The sequence below is a fragment of the Ruegeria sp. CDSB086 genome (assembly GCF_059611065.1).
Genome location: NZ_JBXWOV010000006.1, coordinates 23,673 through 39,696, shown reverse-complemented (window position 1 = coordinate 39,696; position 16,024 = coordinate 23,673). Strand labels below are relative to the sequence as shown.

The window sequence follows — 16,024 nt, the reverse complement described above, 5'->3', positions numbered from 1 at the left end:
CAGCCATGAAGACAAGAGACATGAACCGGGACTGGATCGCCACCGCCGCAACGCTGAACAGCGCACTGCCATACCTGCAACGCTACGACGGCGCTATTGTCGTCATTAAACTTGGCGGCCACGCCATGGGCAGCGACGAAGCCATGGAAAGCTTCGCCCGCGATGTCGTCCTGATGCGTCAGGTGGGCGTAAACCCGGTTGTCGTGCATGGCGGTGGTCCGATGATCAACGCGATGCTGGATAAGCTGGATATCCAGTCCGAGTTCGTGAACGGCAAGCGTGTCACCGACAAAGCAACCGTTGAAGTGGTTGAGATGGTGCTGTCCGGCCTCGTGAACAAGCGCATCGTGCAGGCGATCAACGGCCAGGGCGGCTCGGCCGTGGGCTTGTCGGGCAAGGATGCGCAGTTGATGACTTGTGATCAGACCGATGAATCCCTGGGTTTTGTCGGAAGTCCGGCAGAGATGAACCCGAAAATCCTGCATGACCTGTTTGCGCATGATGTAATTCCTGTCATCGCCCCGCTGGGTGCGGGCCGGAACGGGGAAACCTTCAACGTCAATGGGGATACTGCCGCTGGTGCTATCGCATCCGCGCTAAAGGCCGATCGACTGCTGCTGTTGACCGATGTCTCGGGCGTCAAAAACGCAGCCGGGGACGTCGTGACCGAACTAAAGGCGGGTCAGATCCGCGAGATGACGTTGGACGGCACCATTGCCGGCGGCATGATACCCAAGACCGAAACGGCTCTGGACGCGCTACACAGCGGGGTCCGTGCCGTGGTTATCCTTGACGGACGCGCGCCCAACGCCGTCTTGCTTGAACTTTATACAGAACACGGCGCCGGGTCGCTGATCCGACCGGACTGAGTCTTTGGCGGAGGAGACATGACCAAACGCCATCCCCCCTCCTCTGACCCGGCAGCGCTTAGCTATGCTGATATCGAAAAGGCTGCACAGGACGTTGGCCTGATCATCATGGGCGCGCTGCACCCTCGCGTTAAAGACGCAAAGCAGTTGGAAGGCGGCACGCTGATCCTGCTAGGTGCTGGGAGTGCATTCTGGCCTGCCCTAAAATCCTCACCTGAATGGCAAGGCAAGGACCCGGTCGACCGCTGGTCATCGCGTGTGGTGGGGCAGATGGCACAGGACTTATCCGCCACCGCCTATTTTCCGTTTGGCGGCCCGCCCTATACGCCCTTTATCGACTGGGCATTAAAATCGGGACGCACGTTCAGCAGCCCGGTTGGCGCTTTGGTGCATGATGAGGTCGGCATGATGATCTCGTTTCGGGGTGCGCTGCATTTCATCAACGAGATTCCCATACCCGCTCCACCTGACGCGTCCCCCTGCACCACCTGCGCCGCCCCCTGCACCCAGACATGCCCTGTCGGCGCTCTGAACAGTCGGGATTTTTATGATGTGTCGACGTGCCATGGACACCTGTCCACTCCCGAAGGGCAAACCTGCATGACCGGCGGTTGTCTTGTGCGGCGGTCCTGTCCTCTCAGCTCGGGCGCCGCGCGTGATCCCGAACAATCTGCGCATCACATGAGAGCGTTTCACCCGTCATGACCCGCACTCTGATCCTGACACGCCATGCGAAATCCAGTTGGAACAGTCCGGCCCTTGCCGATCATGATCGCCCGCTGAACAAGCGCGGGCGCAGGTCGGCCCCGGCGATTGCGACGTGGCTGCGTGAAAACGACTGGCTGCCGGATGAAGTTCTCAGCTCAAGTTCGGTCAGAACCCGTGAGACGTGGGAGAGAATGGGCCTGCAGGCAGATACCGTTTGCTTTCAGCGAACGCTTTATCATGCCGACCCCGCAGATATGCTGCTTGAGTTATCGGGCGCAACGAAACAAACCGTTTTGATGCTGGGCCACAATCCCGGCATTGCCGCTTTTGCGAACCAAATCGTTAAGCACCCGCCGGATCACGCCCGGTTCTACGACTACCCAACCTGTGCAACGGCTGTGATCCGCTTTGACATTGCGGATTGGTCCGGCGTCCGGTGGCATAGCGGCGATGTGCAGGGGTTTGTTATTCCTCGCGAGTTGCTGGAATAGAAAAAGGCGAGGCCAAAGCCCCGCCTTTTCCTGAATTGGTAACCGGGTTCAGTGCCCCAGAATCTGGCTGAGGAACAGCTTGGTCCGCTCGCTCTGCGGGTTGTTGAAGAACTCTTCCGGTTCGTTCTGTTCCACGATCTGTCCAGCATCCATAAAGATCACGCGGTTGGCGACCTGACGAGCAAAGCCCATCTCGTGCGTGACGCACAGCATGGTCATGCCTTCCTCGGCCAGCTCGATCATGGTGTCGAGCACCTCTTTGATCATCTCGGGGTCCAGCGCCGATGTCGGTTCATCGAACAACATGATCCGCGGCATCATGCACAGCGAGCGGGCAATCGCCACACGCTGCTGCTGACCACCTGAAAGCTGACCGGGATACTTATCCGCCTGCTCGGGGATTTTCACCTTTTCCAGGAAGTGCATCGCGCGCTCTTCGGCCTCTTTCTTAGGCGTCTTGCGCACCCAGATCGGGGCCAGCGTGCAGTTCTCCAGAATGGTCAGATGCGGGAACAGGTTGAAGTGCTGGAACACCATGCCAACCTCGGACCGGATCTTGTCGATGTTCTTGAGGTCATTCGACAGCTCGGTCCCATCGACCATGATCGTGCCCTGCTGGTGTTCCTCCAGCGCGTTCAGGCAACGGATCAATGTGGATTTTCCGGAACCGGAAGGACCCGCAATAACAATCCGCTCGCCCTGATTGACGGTCAGATTGATGTCGCGCAGCACGTGGAAAGATCCGTACCATTTATTCATGTTGTTGATTTCGATGGCGACCTCGTCGCTCACCTGCATCTTCGAGCGATCGATTTGACGGTCAATTGCAAGTTCAGACATATGTTGAACTCCTTAATGGTGGCCAGTCTGAAGCTTGCGCTCCAGATACATGGAGTAACGGGACATGGAGAAGCAGACGACGAAGAACAGCGCCGCGATGAACGCGAACAGTTCCCAGTAGATGCCGTTCCAAGCGGTGTCGGCGCGGATGGCAGATGCCAGTCCGATCACGTCGAACAATCCGATGATCGACACCAGTGTCGTATCTTTGAAGATCCCGATGAATGTGCTCACGATGCCCGGAATTGAGATTTTCAGGGCTTGCGGCATGATGATCAGTCGCTGTGCTTGCCAGTAGTTCAGGCCGAGACTGTCGGCACCTTCATACTGACCCCGTGGCAGGGCAGCCAGACCACCCCGGATCACCTCGGCCATATAGGCAGCCGAGAACAGGGTCATCATGATCATCACCCGCAGGATGATGTCAAAGTTGGTGCCCGGCGGCAGGAACAGGTTCAGCAGCAACGAGGCCACGAACAGCAGCGTGATCAGCGGCACACCGCGGATGAACTCGATAAAGCCCACGCACAGGTACTTGACGATCATCAGGTCGGACTGACGGCCCAGCGCCAGTACAATTCCGATGGGCAACGAGACACCAATGGCCACGACACCCAGCAAGATCGCCAGCATGAAGCCACCGAACTGACGGCTTTGTACGGCTTCGATACCGATTGGCAGGATCGAGTCCAGGGCACCGACGAAATAGCTGGACAGAACCAGCCACCAGATAACCGACGCTGCGACGCCCGCAATCAAACCAAACAGACCGCTCAGTTGTTTGCTGACAAGGGTGTAGACAGCCCAACCGACAACAAACCCCAACGCTGCCGCGATCGGTCCCCAAATGGTGCCGCCCCACATCAGGAACGGCATCAGGAACGGATAAATCGCAGTGACGATCAGCATCTTGGACGGCACACGATCCGAGTACAGAACCGGGGCCAATGCGACCAACAGCAGGATCAGCGATACAATCGGACGCCAGTACAGGTGGCTCGGGTAGAACCCGAACAGCAACTGCAGCCAACGGTCATTGATCACCGCCCAGCAAGCATGGCCATGGGTTGAACCCCAGGTGTCAATCATAATCTCGCGACATTCGTTCAGCGAGTTGGCGTTCCAGACGGACTGAAAGATCCATGGCAGAACGCCCGACAACACGTACCAGATCGCGTAAAGCGAAACCAACGTCAGGATCGCGTTGAACCAACTGGAGAACAGGTTGTGCCTGATCCACCCGATTGCTCCAACTTCGGACGCTGGCGGGGCTTGTTCCGGCAACATTTCCGTGCGGACAAATGAAACATCACTCATATTACCGCTCCACCAGTTTGACACGGTTGTTGTACCAGTTCATCACCGCCGAAATGCTCAGCGAGATGGCCAGATAGACCAGCATCAGCAGCAGAACGCATTCCAGCTCGCGGCCGGTCTGGTTCATGGTGATGCCACCCAGGGTCCCCGTGATGTCCATGTATCCGACCGCGATCGCCAGCGACGAGTTCTTGGTCAGGTTTAGATAGTTCGAGATCATCGGCGGGATGATCACCCGCAGCGCCTGAGGTAGGATAACCAGCCGCATGGTGCGACCCGGGCGCAAGCCCAGCGCAGACGCGGCTTCGGTCTGACCCTTGGATATAGCCAGAATGCCGGCGCGTACGATCTCGGCGATGAAGGCCGCCGTGTACAGCGACAAAGCCAGCCATAGCGCGATCAGAGAGTTGCGCATATGCGTGCCGCCTCTGAAATTGAATCCTTTCAATTCCGGGTATCCAAGGTGTAAGCCCAGTGCAGTCATCAGGATGATCATCGGGACGAACAGAATGCCCAGCTGGATATGCCAGATCTTAGGACGGTCGCCTGTTGATTCCTGTTTGGCGGCGGCCCAGGCGGACACTTTGCGCATGGTAAAGATGCTGCCACCCAGAACGACCAGAAACGCGACCAGATCCAGCGAAATATCAAACCGAAGGCTTGATGTTCCGAACAAGTGAATGTCGCCCAAACTACGCGAGAACAGGAACTCCGGGATATACACACCCCGATTGGTAACGGCGACGGTGTTGAACAGATCCATCGTTGCCGTGGGGTTATCACCGCGGAACGCATTAGGTGCGGGCAAGCCTTCGATCAAAATGGCCATGGCCAGAACGATCCACAGCAGGACAGGCACGTTACGGAAAATCTCGACATAGAAGGTCATGATACGCGCGACCAACCAGTTGTTCGACAGACGCAGCACGCCGACAAAAACGCCGACTATCGTCGCCGTGATACACCCGAGAACCGCAACAACCAGCGTGTTCAGCAAACCGATGAAGGCGGCGCGAAGATGGCTGTCCTGTGAGGTGTATTCCAGCAATCGCTGGTTAATGTCATAACTTGCGGATTCTGCAAAAAAACCGAATTCGACCGGTTTTCCCAACCCTTCAAGGTTTTGAATGGTATTTGAGATGATCCAGGCTGCCAGAAGCATGAAACCAATCAATGCAATGACCTGAATGGTCGCTGATCGGTACCGCGTATCGTAAAGGAGCATGGACAGCCGGAACTGCTCCTTCGGCGGGTCAGTGAGAGTCGTCATGACCTATGTATTTCCCCGTGCATCCCGTTTTTTTTGCCGGCGAAGTTGATCTTCGCTCAATCCATCCGGGAGTGTTTCTTGTTTATGGAAAAAGGGCGCAGGTTGCCCCGCGCCCTTTCCCGTGGATTTTAGCGGAACGGCGGCGAGTACAGCAGGCCACCATCGGTCCACTGGGCATTCAGGCCGCGTGCAAGACCAATCGGAGTTTCCTCACCGATGTTCTTGGCAAATACTTCACCATAGTTGCCACCCGCCTTGATTGCGCTTGCTGCCCAATCTGCGTTCAGACCCAGCATCTCGCCCAGAGTACCTTCGGTACCCAGCAGACGGTTTACTTCCGGGTTGTCGGTGCCAGCGCTCAGCTCATCAATGTTCGCCGATGTCACGCCCAGTTCTTCAGCCGAAACCAGTGCGTTCAGAGTCCAGCGGACGATGTCGCCCCACTCGTGATCGCCATGACGGACCAGCGGGCCCAGCGGCTCTTTCGAGATGATTTCGGGCAGCAGGACGTGATCACCGGGGTTTTCGAACGTGGCGCGGGTTGCAGCTAGGCCCGATGCGTCGGTGGTGTAAACGTCACATGCGCCAGCCAGATACTGCTGCTGCGCTTCGGCGTTGGTTTCGATCGGAACCGGCTCATAGCTGATGTTGTTGGCACGGAAGAAATCGGCCAGGTTCAGCTCGGTCGTGGTGCCGGTCTGGATGCAGACGGTCGCGCCGTCCAGTTCCTTGGCCGAGCTTACGCCCAGTGCTTTCGGAACCATGAAACCCTGACCGTCATAGTAGTTGACGCCAGCAAATTCGAACTTGAGGTCGACATCGCGGCTGAAGGTCCATGTGGTGTTACGTGCCAGCATGTCGATCTCACCCGAAGCCAGCGCAGTAAAGCGCGTCTTACCGGTGGTCGGCACAAACTCGACAGCGCTGGAATCGCCCAGAACGGCTGCGGCAACGGCACGGCAGACAGCAACGTCAAAACCTTGCCATTCGCCATTCGCGTCAGGCAGCGAAAAGCCGGCCAGTCCGGAGGACACGCCACAGTTCAGCTTGCCGCGCGCTTTGACGTCGTCAACGGTGCCCGCTGTCGCTGCCGCAGCAGCCAGACCGGCAACTGTGGCCACGCCCAAAATTACGGATTTTTTCATTTTTACCTCTTCCTGTTTACCCGCCCCTATTCCGGGACGGCTCTGTCCGGCACCTCTGGCACCAGAAAGGTTACTCCAAAGGTGTCTCCCCTTTAGTGGGCATGAGTTTGCTCGCATTCATAAACAAACGTCAAGGGTCGGATCAGGGAAAACGATGAGTCAATTCAGCGATGACCGGATCTGTGTCAAAAATTAATGCCCAATAGGCTCAGATAGAGATTTCAATGAACCGTTTAGCGTGTAGAAACGCAGCTTTTTTGATCTCGGCAACCGCGTGCGCCTCGTCATCGTGGCCCCATTGTTCGCTTTGCCAGGCCTCGTCGAGCCTTGAGATGTCCCAGATTTCGTCCGTCGCGCGCCAGTCCATGGCGGCGGCAAATCCCAGTACCAGTGAGCCGGACAGGCTGACCAGATCGTGAAAGGCGGCGAGCTGGAAGTCGTTGAATTCGTGTACGCGGCCTCGAAGTGTGCTGAGCGCTTCTGCAGACTGTGGCTGATGCAGCACACCAACCACAGGAACCAATCGCGCGGCTAGGGTTTCAGCTGCCCAATCCAGGGCCGGGTCCCACTGATCTGCCTGTCGCTGCTGCAACGTTTGCGGGTGTGTCGCCCGGTAACACAACAAATCCGAATCGCCGTAATCGGCCAGCATGTCCGCAACCTCGGCGTGCTGATGACGCACTTTGTCGATGGCCGCATTTGCAGACCGGGTAAACGGCATCAGGGTCGGATCAACCTCTTTTTCCTGCGCATCCCATTCTGCAGCAACCGCGTCGGCCATTGCCTGCGTCGGCAGGATCAATGCGGCCTTGGCCGGGGTCTTGACCCGGCGACCGTCCAATTCGACGGTGTATCCGTCTTCCGCTTGGACAACCGCGCTTGCGGTCCAAAATCGCTTGGGCTTCCAGTCACTCATGTCTTCAGGTCCAGATATTATCCAGCGCACGGGGCAACTGGTCAAAATTTTCAATTATACAGGCCGCGCCGCTCAGGGCTGATCGGTCATGATATCCCCAGGATACGCCGATGCCTGTTACTCCGGCAGCCCGCGCCATATCCATGTCGAACCGGGTATCGCCAATCATCACCGAACCCGCCGCAGAAACTCCGGTTTCAGAACGGGCCGCGTCGATCATCGACGGATGCGGTTTCGAGGGGTGATGGTCCGCGACTTGCCGGGTCACGAAATAGCGCTCCAGGTCATGTGCTTCGATCAAGGCATCCAGACCGCGTTGGGATTTTCCGGTGGCCACACCCAGCAGCACCTCGGGGATGTCATGCAGGGTTTCGATTGCGTCCCGCGCACCGGGATAGAGCGGTGAGCTTGCGGCCCCCTGCTCCAAACGATTTGCGTGATAGGCCTGTTTGTAGCCCTCAACAAGGTTGTGTTGAACCGTTTCGCTCTGCTCGGGCGCAAGCCGGGCCATGGCGTTGGGCAAGGACAGGCCGACGATGGACAAAATCGCCTTGCGGTCAGGGACCGTCAGGGATAGGGCCCCAAAACTGGCGGTCATCGCCGCGACAATGCTGCCCTGGCTGTCGACAAGGGTTCCGTCCACATCAAAAAGCACCAAACGCAAGGGTGCGCTCATTGCAGTTCCTCGAACGGATCTTCCGCGGCCAGATCTTCGGTCCAGCCGAACGTGTCCCAGCTGTGTTTCATATGCTCAGGCAAGGGCGCCTTAACGGTTATGGTCTTGCGCGTGACCGGATGCTGGAATGAGGCCTGCCGCGCGTGCAGGTGCAGCTTCTTGCTGATGACCCCGCCCAGTTGCGCGCCCCAACCGTCCCCCAGATTTTCCTGCCCCGAGCCACCGTATTTGCCATCGCCAACGATTGGGTGACCGATCGCCGCCATGTGCACCCTCAGCTGGTGCGTACGCCCGGTGATCGGCTCCATCGCGACCCACGAGGCGCGCCCGGCCACGCGATATAGCGTTGCATACAGCGTATGCGCCCGTTTCGCGCCCGGCGTGTCGTTGATTTCGTTCAGATGTACGGCGATCATCTTCTCGCCCTCGCCCTGTTTACCGTGACCGGATGCCTTGACCAGTCCGGTCTTGATCTCGCCCAGATACGGGGTCGGCACGCCAGCAACCAGCGCCCAATAGATCTTGCGTGTATCGCGATGCCGGAAGGCAGCTGTCAGCCCCTTGGCGGCCTCGCGGGTGCGGGCCATCAGCAATACACCCGACGTGTCCTTGTCCAAGCGGTGCACGAGGCGCGGATTTTCGTCATAGCCAAAGCGCAACGCCTCGGACAGACCGTCAACGTGGCGGGTCTGGCCGCTGCCGCCCTGCACTGGAAGACCTTGTGGCTTGTTCAGGGCCAGAACATGATCGTCGCGATAGATCACGCAAGACTGGATCATCTTGGCGTCGGCATCCGAGATGCCTCGTTTGACTGCAACCGGCTTGTGATCAGCATCCGGCAAGGGTGGCACGCGCACGACCTGCCCGACACCAAGCCGGGTGGAGGCTTTGACCCGCCCGCCTTCCACGCGCACCTCACCTTTGCGGCACATCTTTTCGATGCGGCCCTGGCTGACATGCGGGAACAGGCGGCGCAGCCACCGATCCAGCCGCTGGTCGCCATCCCCCTCTGCCACGGTGATCAATTGTACGCCACTCATACCGATATCCCCTTCACGCGGCGGTTCCGCGCGGATTGCGTGCCCTCAGGTGCCTTAGAAAACATGCGCGTCTGTGGCGTGCCGCACGGCAAGAGTCAAGCCAGCGCTAGGATCTGTTCCGCTGCGAACGAAGCTTGGCAAAGTAATCCAGCCGCTTTTTTAGTTCCCGCTCAAAACCACGTTCCACGGGTTGATACAACTCGGGCCGTTCCATTCCGTCGGGAAAATAGTTTTGACCCGAAAAGCCATCTTCGGCGTCATGATCATAGGCATAGCCCGTTCCATAGCCCTGATCTTTCATCAACGATGTCGGCGCGTTCAGGATGTGTTTTGGCGGAGGTTCGCTGCCTGACTGCTTGGCCAATCGCATCGCCGCCTTGTACCCGACATAGGCACCGTTCGATTTTGGGGCCAAGGCCAGATAGACCAGCGCCTGCGCTATGGCCAATTCACCCTCGGGGCTACCCAAGCGTTCGTAAGTTTCCCACGCGTGCAGGCAGATCGTCTGCGCCTGCGGATCGGCAAGACCAATGTCTTCGACCGCCATCCGCGTGATCCGCCGCGCCAGATAGCGCGGATCCTCCCCACCCGTCAGCATCCGCGCAAACCAGTAAAGCGCCGCATCCGGGTCAGATCCGCGCACTGACTTATGCAGGGCCGAGATCAAATTGTAATGCTCGTCCCCGGATTTGTCGTATTTGGCCGCGCGGCGCATCAATCTTGTCGACAACGCACCAGGGTCCAGCGGTGCATCCACCTTCCAAGCCGCAACCTGTTCGATCAGATTCAACAGCGCGCGCCCGTCGCCATCCGCCATCTCCTGCAGAGCTTCGCGGGCATTGCCCGTCAGCGGCAGGGCGCGGTCCAGCTCTTTCTCTGCGCGCTGTGTCAGACGTTCAAGGTCGGCGAGGCTGAGCCGTTCAAGGACAAGAACCTGTGCTCGGCTAAGCACAGCGGCGTTCAGTTCAAAGGACGGGTTCTCGGTCGTGGCCCCGACCAGCAGGATCGTCCCATCCTCCATGTGCGGCAGGAACCCGTCCTGCTGCGCTTTGTTGAAGCGGTGAATCTCATCGACAAACAGCAACGTGCCCTGCCCGTTCTGCCGACGGATCTTGGCCGCCTCAAACACTTTCTTCAGGTCCGGCACGCCAGTAAAAATCGCACTGATCTGAACGAAATGCAGATCGGTTTCCTGCGCCAGCAAGCGTGCAATGGTGGTTTTCCCAACGCCCGGCGGGCCCCAAAAAACCAAACTGGACAGACTGCCCGAGGCCAGCATGACCCCCAGCGGAGCATCCGGGCCCAGTACCTGCTGTTGTCCGATGACCTCGGCCAACGACTGCGGGCGCAGCCGGTCCGCCAACGGGCGGTGCGGGGATGGTGCAGGCTCGCTCGCCCCGGTATCGAACAGGTCGCTCATGGAGTTACAGCCGGAACCGCAGAGATACGGCCCGTCCGCCCCGCAGAACATCCAAATTCAATCTGCGCCCCGGGTCGGTCATCGCATCCACCACGTCCAAAGGATGCCGGACTTCCGTTCCGTTGATGCTTAGGACCACGTCACCCGCGCGCAATCCGGATCGTCCACCGTACCGGCCTGCATCCACAATCACCACGCCAGTTTGCGACAGCAAAAGCCCCATCTGGGTAATGATCGCCGGGTTGATGCGCGACACCTTCAGGCCCGGCATCACGGTGTTATCGTTCAGAACGGTTTCATCAGCCGGTGGAGTTTCCGGGACCTTGATCAGGGCAACCTCGATATCCGCACTGTCGTGACCCCGCAGCCGGGTCAGCACCGAAGTGCCACCAACGCCGGCGACGGACATGCGGAACTTCATCTCGGCCGGGGAATTCACCTCATCCCCATCAACATGGGTTACCACGTCCCCCACGCGCAGCCCTGCCTCACCCAGCGGACTCAGGGCGTGCAGGTCCGAGATCACAACACCCATAGGGAATACCAACCCCAAAGATTCGGCGATATCCGCACTCATGTGCTGACCAGCGACCCCGGCCCAAGGGCTGACAAAGCTTTCATTCCCGGCCTTGGCCTGGCGCAAAAATTCGGCAACCAGATTGGCCGGGATCGCAAACCCGATGCCGTTGGAGCCGCCGGATCGCGTCAGGATTGAAGTGTTTATCCCGATCAGATCGCCATTCACGTCGATCAGCGCCCCGCCGGAATTGCCCGGATTGATCGCAGCATCGGTTTGAATAAAGTACCCACGCGCGTTGCCGGTGGCCGTCCCGGTCCGCGCCAATCCGGAGATGATCCCGGAGGATACGGTTTGTCCCACACCAAACGGATTACCGATCGCAAGCGCCAGTTCCCCTACCTCGATCTGGTCGGAATCGCGGAAGTTCAGATGTGGCAAATCCTTGGCGTCTTCCAACCGCAGGATGGCAATATCGCTTTCCTTGTCGCCCAGCACCACTTGCGCTGAAAATTCGCGTCGATCGGTTGTCACCACGCGGATTTCGGTAGCCGTGCCAACAACGTGATAGTTCGACACCACATAACCGTCTTCTGACAGAATGACGCCAGATCCCAGTGAATTCTGTACACGTGGGCGCGGTTCGGCAAATCCCCTGCCAAAGAACTCTTCAAAAAACGGGTCCGAGAAAAACGGATTGGCCCCGCCCTGTCTTACGATCTTAGCATAGATATTGACGACTGCGGGTGAGGCCTGCTTCACCACCGGGGCGAAACCCAGGCTGATTTCGGCCTGCGATGTTGGCACCTTTGTTTCAGCATTTGCTGACACTGCAAGTGTCGCCAGCATCAGAGCACAGAGAACTTTCCGCATGATCCATCCGTCGGTTAATCGCCTATCGGATATGCGTCTACACGTGCCGTAATGCAAGCATCCGTTCTGCGCGTTAGAGGCCTCAATCCAACGGAGCGTGCAGCCGCGTGCCTTCCGTGATGATCCCGCCGCGCTTGCCCACCTCGATGGTGCCGTAACGTTGCCTGAAAACTTCGGGCAATTCGCGATCTCCTTCCGGCGACAGCCAAAGCCTCAGCAAATGGCGGCGCTCTACCGGGTCAGGCCAGTCCACGAACCCGGTCCGGTCGTGCAGTTGCGAATGGTTGTACACGAACTGCATGTCGCCCGGTTGCAGCCGTATAGAAAGACAGAGGTCGGGATCATTCGCCAGCTCATCAAATCGGTCCAGCGCCTCAATGTGATCCGGTGTCAGCCGCATCGCTTCAGGAAATCGTTGCGCACTGTCGATATACTGCCTTTGGTAGAACACCGTCAGCTTACCATCGTGCCAGGAGAACGGCGGGATCGACATAAAAGGTTCCATGCCGTCCGGCACTTCCCCTCGTCGGTCGGTCGCTATTGGGTCAAACAACCGTTCCAGCAATTCCGGGCATTCTGACCGCATCCTATTAAAGATCGTCTCGGCACTGACCAGCAGCGAATCTCCGCCCTCCTTAGCCTCGCGCAGGCACAGCAGGCCGACGATATCGGCGCTGTCGGTGTGAAATGTCTGGCGCTCATGCGTTTGATAGATCCGGGTATTCGGATCGTTCGCATCTGCACCGATGTCGCGCACATGCCCCAGAATGTGTCCCTGCGCGTTTTGTGACCGGGCCGAGCCCAGATGAGCACCGACACCGCAGAAAATCGCGGCCGCGACCTGTTGCGTATAATTCTGCATCGGAAGGCCACGGATCACTTCGAAACCGATCCCGTTGATCAGCTTCTCTCGCAGGCTTGCCAGATGCCGGTGAAACCGTTTTAGGGGGAAAGCGGGCTTTGTGATCTCACCGATATCTCTTTCGAGGCTCAGGTAGTGACGGGCAGCTTGCTCAATATCCTTGATGTCGTCCGCCGTCAGATCAATGATCCATTCACTCCGACGCGCACGCATGTCCCGACCGGTCCACACAGACGGACCCGTGAGTTCGTTCGGTAATTTAGTTGGGATTGCCATCATCCGTCCTCCACGCTCATCGTGCAGCATGATCCGTGAGGTTCGGGGATTCATCAACGGATATCGCCGAAAATGCCCTAACCGCGACACCAAGGGACCAAAAAAGAAAAAACCCCCGCGTCCGAAACGCGGGGGTTTGAATTCAGAAAGCCGGGCTTTCTTATTCTTCGTCTGCGGCCTCTTCGGCGGCAACGCGGGCTTTGTCAGCCGCGCCTTTGGCGTCCAGATCACGGTCAACGAATTCGATGATCGCCATCGGTGCCATGTCGCCATAGCGGAAGCCAGCTTTCAGGATACGGACATAACCGCCCTGACGCTCGGCGTAGCGGGGGCCCAGGATTTCGAACAGCTTTGCGACGTATTGGTCTTCTTTCAGCTGCGATGCGGCCTGACGGCGGGCGTGCAAATCGCCGCGCTTACCCAGAGTGACCAGCTTTTCGATGATCGGGCGCAGTTCTTTTGCTTTGGGCAGAGTTGTTTTGATCTGCTCATGTTCGATGAGCGAGCCAGCCATGTTTGCAAACAGAGCCTTACGGTGCTCATGAGTACGGTTCAGGCGGCGGTAACCACGTGCGTGACGCATTTTCTAGTTCCTTCTTCAGCGTTTTGCTTTGTCTGGCCGGCGATGCGTGTCACCGGCTCTCCTTGGGGCGGATCTGCCCATTTTGTCCCCGGAAACCCGGGCATTTGGGAAGACGCGTTTAGAACGCGTCTTCGAATTTCTTTGCCAGATCTTCGATGTTGTCGGGCGGCCAGTCCTCGACATCCATGCCGAGGTGCAGACCCATGCCGGACAGCACTTCCTTGATCTCGTTCAGCGACTTGCGGCCGAAGTTCGGGGTACGCAGCATCTCGGCTTCGGTTTTCTGGATCAGGTCGCCGATATAAACGATGTTGTCGTTCTTCAGGCAGTTTGCCGAACGGACCGACAGTTCCAGCTCGTCTACTTTTTTCAGCAGCAGCGGGTTGAATTCCAGACCATCGTCTTCGTCCTGGCGACCAGCCGCTTCGGGCTCGTCGAAGTTGACGAAGATTGACAGCTGATCCTGCAGGATACGTGCGGCAAAAGCCAGCGCGTCTTCCGGCGTGATCGAACCATCGGTTTCGATCTTCAGGGTCAGCTTGTCATAGTCCAGTACCTGACCTTCGCGGGTTGGCTGAACGTCGTAGGCAACCTTTTTGACCGGCGAATAGATCGCGTCGATCGGGATCAGACCGATAGGCGCGTCTTCCGGTTTGTTCTTCTCAGCCGAAACATAGCCCTTACCGGTGTTGACGGTCAGTTCCATGAACAGGTCGGCGCCATCGTCCAGGTGACAGATGACGTGATCGCGGTTCAGAACCTCGATACCAGCGCTTTCGCTGATGTCACCGGCGGTAACAACTGCAGGGCCTTTGGCATTGATCGACAGGCGCTTGGGGCCTTCGACTTCCATACGCAGGGCAACCTGCTTGAGGTTCAGGATGATGTCAGTGACGTCTTCGCGAACGCCAGCGACGCTCGAGAACTCGTGCAATACGTTGTCGATCTGGACGCTGGTGATGGCCGCACCTTGCAGCGAGCTCATCAGAACGCGGCGTAGCGCGTTGCCCAAGGTCAGACCAAAGCCACGCTCCAGCGGTTCAGCAACCAAGGTAGCCTGACGCGCTGGGTCGTTGCCCGGCTTGCCATCCAGCTGTGTCGGCTTGATCAATTCAGCCCAATTCTTATGGATCATGTAATCCCTCCATTCCTGTCCGCGCCCCATGACCAACAAGGTGCAGACGCCCGAGGTTCAAAATGACGTGCTGGGGCCGTGCGAAAACACAGCCCCAGCTCAATTCAAAATCGCTTAGACGCGGCGGCGCTTCGGCGGGCGGCAACCGTTGTGAGCAATCGGTGTCACGTCACGGATCGACGTGATGTTGAAGCCCACAGCAGCCAGCGCGCGCAGAGCCGATTCACGACCAGAGCCGGGGCCCTGAACTTCGACTTCCAGCGTCTTGACACCGTGATCCTGCGCCTTCTTGCCTGCATCTTCTGCAGCCATCTGAGCGGCGTAAGGTGTCGATTTACGCGAACCTTTGAAACCCATGGTTCCTGCCGAAGACCAGGCAATGGCGTTGCCTTGCACATCCGAGATCAGGATCTTGGTGTTGTTGAAGGTCGAATTCACGTGGGCGACGCCCGATGCGATATTCTTGCGCTCTTTTTTCTTGGTACGAGTCTTTTCGCGTGCCATCAGTCAGACCCTCCTTATTTCTTCTTACCAGCAATGGCCTTTGCGGGGCCTTTGCGGGTACGAGCATTGGTGTGGGTACGCTGACCGCGAACGGGCAGGTTACGACGGTGACGCAGACCGCGGTAGCAGCCCAGGTCCATCAGGCGCTTGACGTTCATCTGAACTTCGCGGCGCAGGTCACCTTCAACGGTGAAGTTTGCGTCGATATGTTCGCGGATGGCCAGAACTTCGGCGTCGGACAGTTCATTGACGCGACGGGTCGCGTCGATGCCTACGGCTTCGCAGATCGCTTTGGCCGAGGTGTTTCCGATACCGGTGATATATGTGAGGGCGATAGGTACCCGCTTTGCAGTCGGGATGTTTACGCCGGCAATACGTGCCACGTGTCACTTTCCTTTTTTGTTGCGGTTCCGTAGCTCCGGAACCTTTTTTCACAACACTCGATCTTGGCAGTGACGCCAGAGGATCCAGTATTATTCGAGGTGGTCGGGGCATCCGGAACGAATCCCGCATGCGGTCGTGATTCCCGTTAGGGATGGGGGTCGATATGGGCTTTTCCCGCTCAGGTCAAGGGCAGAAATG

At 58.1% G+C, this 16,024-nt stretch carries 17 protein-coding genes; 3 read left to right on the top strand and 14 right to left on the bottom strand.

Annotated elements, in window-relative coordinates:
• The first annotated feature begins 5 nt into the window (after positions 1 to 5).
• From argB to AC2FIO_RS13195, 3 genes are read left to right on the top strand one after another with little or no spacing between them, the layout of a single operon-like run.
• Positions 6 to 869, top strand: coding sequence for an acetylglutamate kinase (gene argB / locus AC2FIO_RS13205; protein WP_058272395.1), 864 nt, complete (start codon positions 6 to 8; stop codon positions 867 to 869).
• A gap of 18 nt (positions 870 to 887) precedes the next feature.
• Positions 888 to 1,574 carry a ferredoxin gene (locus AC2FIO_RS13200; protein ID WP_496698156.1) on the top strand — a complete coding sequence of 229 codons (687 nt, stop codon included), beginning with the start codon at positions 888 to 890 and terminating at the stop codon, positions 1,572 to 1,574.
• On the top strand, positions 1,571 to 2,068 hold the full coding sequence (locus AC2FIO_RS13195; protein ID WP_496698154.1) for a SixA phosphatase family protein: 498 nt from the start codon (positions 1,571 to 1,573) through the stop codon (positions 2,066 to 2,068). The genes AC2FIO_RS13200 and AC2FIO_RS13195 overlap by 4 nt, the downstream gene beginning before the upstream one ends.
• Positions 2,069 to 2,116: 48 nt before the next feature.
• Here AC2FIO_RS13195 and AC2FIO_RS13190 read toward each other — a convergent pair whose 3' ends face one another.
• The 14 genes from AC2FIO_RS13190 to rpsM all read right to left on the bottom strand — a co-directional run bounded on the left by AC2FIO_RS13190 (position 2,117) and on the right by rpsM (position 15,825).
• Positions 2,117 to 2,908 (bottom strand): amino acid ABC transporter ATP-binding protein, encoded by a 792-nt coding sequence (locus AC2FIO_RS13190; RefSeq protein ID WP_058272392.1) that lies wholly within the window; start codon positions 2,906 to 2,908, stop codon positions 2,117 to 2,119.
• Between the two features lie 12 nt (positions 2,909 to 2,920).
• Positions 2,921 to 4,225 carry an amino acid ABC transporter permease gene (locus tag AC2FIO_RS13185; protein ID WP_282120552.1) on the bottom strand — a complete coding sequence of 435 codons (1,305 nt, stop codon included), beginning with the start codon at positions 4,223 to 4,225 and terminating at the stop codon, positions 2,921 to 2,923.
• Between the two features lies 1 nt (position 4,226).
• Complete coding sequence (locus AC2FIO_RS13180; protein ID WP_282120551.1) at positions 4,227 to 5,495, bottom strand: amino acid ABC transporter permease; 1,269 nt, start codon at positions 5,493 to 5,495, stop codon at positions 4,227 to 4,229.
• Between the two features lie 128 nt (positions 5,496 to 5,623).
• Positions 5,624 to 6,640, bottom strand: a complete 1,017-nt coding sequence (locus AC2FIO_RS13175) for an amino acid ABC transporter substrate-binding protein (RefSeq protein ID WP_282120550.1) — start codon at positions 6,638 to 6,640, stop codon at positions 5,624 to 5,626.
• Positions 6,641 to 6,848: 208 nt separating this feature from the next.
• Positions 6,849 to 7,556 (bottom strand): ATP12 family chaperone protein, encoded by a 708-nt coding sequence (locus AC2FIO_RS13170; protein ID WP_496698150.1) that lies wholly within the window; start codon positions 7,554 to 7,556, stop codon positions 6,849 to 6,851.
• A 4-nt stretch (positions 7,557 to 7,560) separates the two neighbouring features.
• Positions 7,561 to 8,232 (bottom strand): HAD-IA family hydrolase, encoded by a 672-nt coding sequence (locus AC2FIO_RS13165; RefSeq protein ID WP_496698148.1) that lies wholly within the window; start codon positions 8,230 to 8,232, stop codon positions 7,561 to 7,563.
• On the bottom strand, positions 8,229 to 9,272 hold the full coding sequence (locus AC2FIO_RS13160) for an RluA family pseudouridine synthase (protein ID WP_496698146.1): 1,044 nt from the start codon (positions 9,270 to 9,272) through the stop codon (positions 8,229 to 8,231). Before AC2FIO_RS13160 ends, AC2FIO_RS13165 begins: the two co-directional genes overlap by 4 nt.
• Positions 9,273 to 9,378: 106 nt before the next feature.
• Complete coding sequence (locus AC2FIO_RS13155; protein WP_496698144.1) at positions 9,379 to 10,692, bottom strand: replication-associated recombination protein A; 1,314 nt, start codon at positions 10,690 to 10,692, stop codon at positions 9,379 to 9,381.
• 4 nt (positions 10,693 to 10,696) lie between these two features.
• On the bottom strand, positions 10,697 to 12,085 hold the full coding sequence (locus AC2FIO_RS13150) for a trypsin-like peptidase domain-containing protein (protein WP_496698591.1): 1,389 nt from the start codon (positions 12,083 to 12,085) through the stop codon (positions 10,697 to 10,699).
• Between the two features lie 79 nt (positions 12,086 to 12,164).
• On the bottom strand, positions 12,165 to 13,220 hold the full coding sequence (locus tag AC2FIO_RS13145; RefSeq protein WP_496698142.1) for a TauD/TfdA family dioxygenase: 1,056 nt from the start codon (positions 13,218 to 13,220) through the stop codon (positions 12,165 to 12,167).
• A 160-nt stretch (positions 13,221 to 13,380) separates the two neighbouring features.
• Complete coding sequence (gene rplQ / locus AC2FIO_RS13140) at positions 13,381 to 13,803, bottom strand: 50S ribosomal protein L17 (protein WP_282171060.1); 423 nt, start codon at positions 13,801 to 13,803, stop codon at positions 13,381 to 13,383.
• A 118-nt stretch (positions 13,804 to 13,921) separates the two neighbouring features.
• Complete coding sequence (locus AC2FIO_RS13135; RefSeq protein WP_058272456.1) at positions 13,922 to 14,938, bottom strand: DNA-directed RNA polymerase subunit alpha; 1,017 nt, start codon at positions 14,936 to 14,938, stop codon at positions 13,922 to 13,924.
• A 114-nt stretch (positions 14,939 to 15,052) separates the two neighbouring features.
• Positions 15,053 to 15,442, bottom strand: a complete 390-nt coding sequence (gene rpsK / locus AC2FIO_RS13130) for a 30S ribosomal protein S11 (protein ID WP_037311698.1) — start codon at positions 15,440 to 15,442, stop codon at positions 15,053 to 15,055.
• 14 nt (positions 15,443 to 15,456) lie between these two features.
• The gene (gene rpsM, locus AC2FIO_RS13125) at positions 15,457 to 15,825 is read right to left on the bottom strand and encodes a 30S ribosomal protein S13 (RefSeq protein ID WP_058272383.1); all 369 of its coding nucleotides are present in this window, start codon (positions 15,823 to 15,825) and stop codon (positions 15,457 to 15,459) included.
• Positions 15,826 to 16,024 lie beyond the last annotated feature (199 nt).

What these genes read in the sequence shown, in the direction of transcription:
- AC2FIO_RS13170 (WP_496698150.1), bottom strand. Translation starts at nt 7,556, where the DNA reads ATGAGTGACTGGAAGCCCAAGCGATTTTGGACCGCAAGCGCGGTTGTC.
- AC2FIO_RS13185 (WP_282120552.1), bottom strand. Translation starts at nt 4,225, where the DNA reads ATGAGTGATGTTTCATTTGTCCGCACGGAAATGTTGCCGGAACAAGCC.
- AC2FIO_RS13155 (WP_496698144.1), bottom strand. Translation starts at nt 10,692, where the DNA reads ATGAGCGACCTGTTCGATACCGGGGCGAGCGAGCCTGCACCATCCCCG.
- AC2FIO_RS13180 (WP_282120551.1), bottom strand. Translation starts at nt 5,495, where the DNA reads ATGACGACTCTCACTGACCCGCCGAAGGAGCAGTTCCGGCTGTCCATG.
- AC2FIO_RS13165 (WP_496698148.1), bottom strand. Translation starts at nt 8,232, where the DNA reads ATGAGCGCACCCTTGCGTTTGGTGCTTTTTGATGTGGACGGAACCCTT.
- rplQ (WP_282171060.1), bottom strand. Translation starts at nt 13,803, where the DNA reads ATGCGTCACGCACGTGGTTACCGCCGCCTGAACCGTACTCATGAGCAC.
- AC2FIO_RS13200 (WP_496698156.1), top strand. Translation starts at nt 888, where the DNA reads ATGACCAAACGCCATCCCCCCTCCTCTGACCCGGCAGCGCTTAGCTAT.
- argB (WP_058272395.1), top strand. Translation starts at nt 6, where the DNA reads ATGAAGACAAGAGACATGAACCGGGACTGGATCGCCACCGCCGCAACG.
- rpsK (WP_037311698.1), bottom strand. Translation starts at nt 15,442, where the DNA reads ATGGCACGCGAAAAGACTCGTACCAAGAAAAAAGAGCGCAAGAATATC.
- AC2FIO_RS13190 (WP_058272392.1), bottom strand. Translation starts at nt 2,908, where the DNA reads ATGTCTGAACTTGCAATTGACCGTCAAATCGATCGCTCGAAGATGCAG.
- AC2FIO_RS13135 (WP_058272456.1), bottom strand. Translation starts at nt 14,938, where the DNA reads ATGATCCATAAGAATTGGGCTGAATTGATCAAGCCGACACAGCTGGAT.
- AC2FIO_RS13160 (WP_496698146.1), bottom strand. Translation starts at nt 9,272, where the DNA reads ATGAGTGGCGTACAATTGATCACCGTGGCAGAGGGGGATGGCGACCAG.
- AC2FIO_RS13145 (WP_496698142.1), bottom strand. Translation starts at nt 13,220, where the DNA reads ATGGCAATCCCAACTAAATTACCGAACGAACTCACGGGTCCGTCTGTG.
- AC2FIO_RS13195 (WP_496698154.1), top strand. Translation starts at nt 1,571, where the DNA reads ATGACCCGCACTCTGATCCTGACACGCCATGCGAAATCCAGTTGGAAC.
- AC2FIO_RS13175 (WP_282120550.1), bottom strand. Translation starts at nt 6,640, where the DNA reads ATGAAAAAATCCGTAATTTTGGGCGTGGCCACAGTTGCCGGTCTGGCT.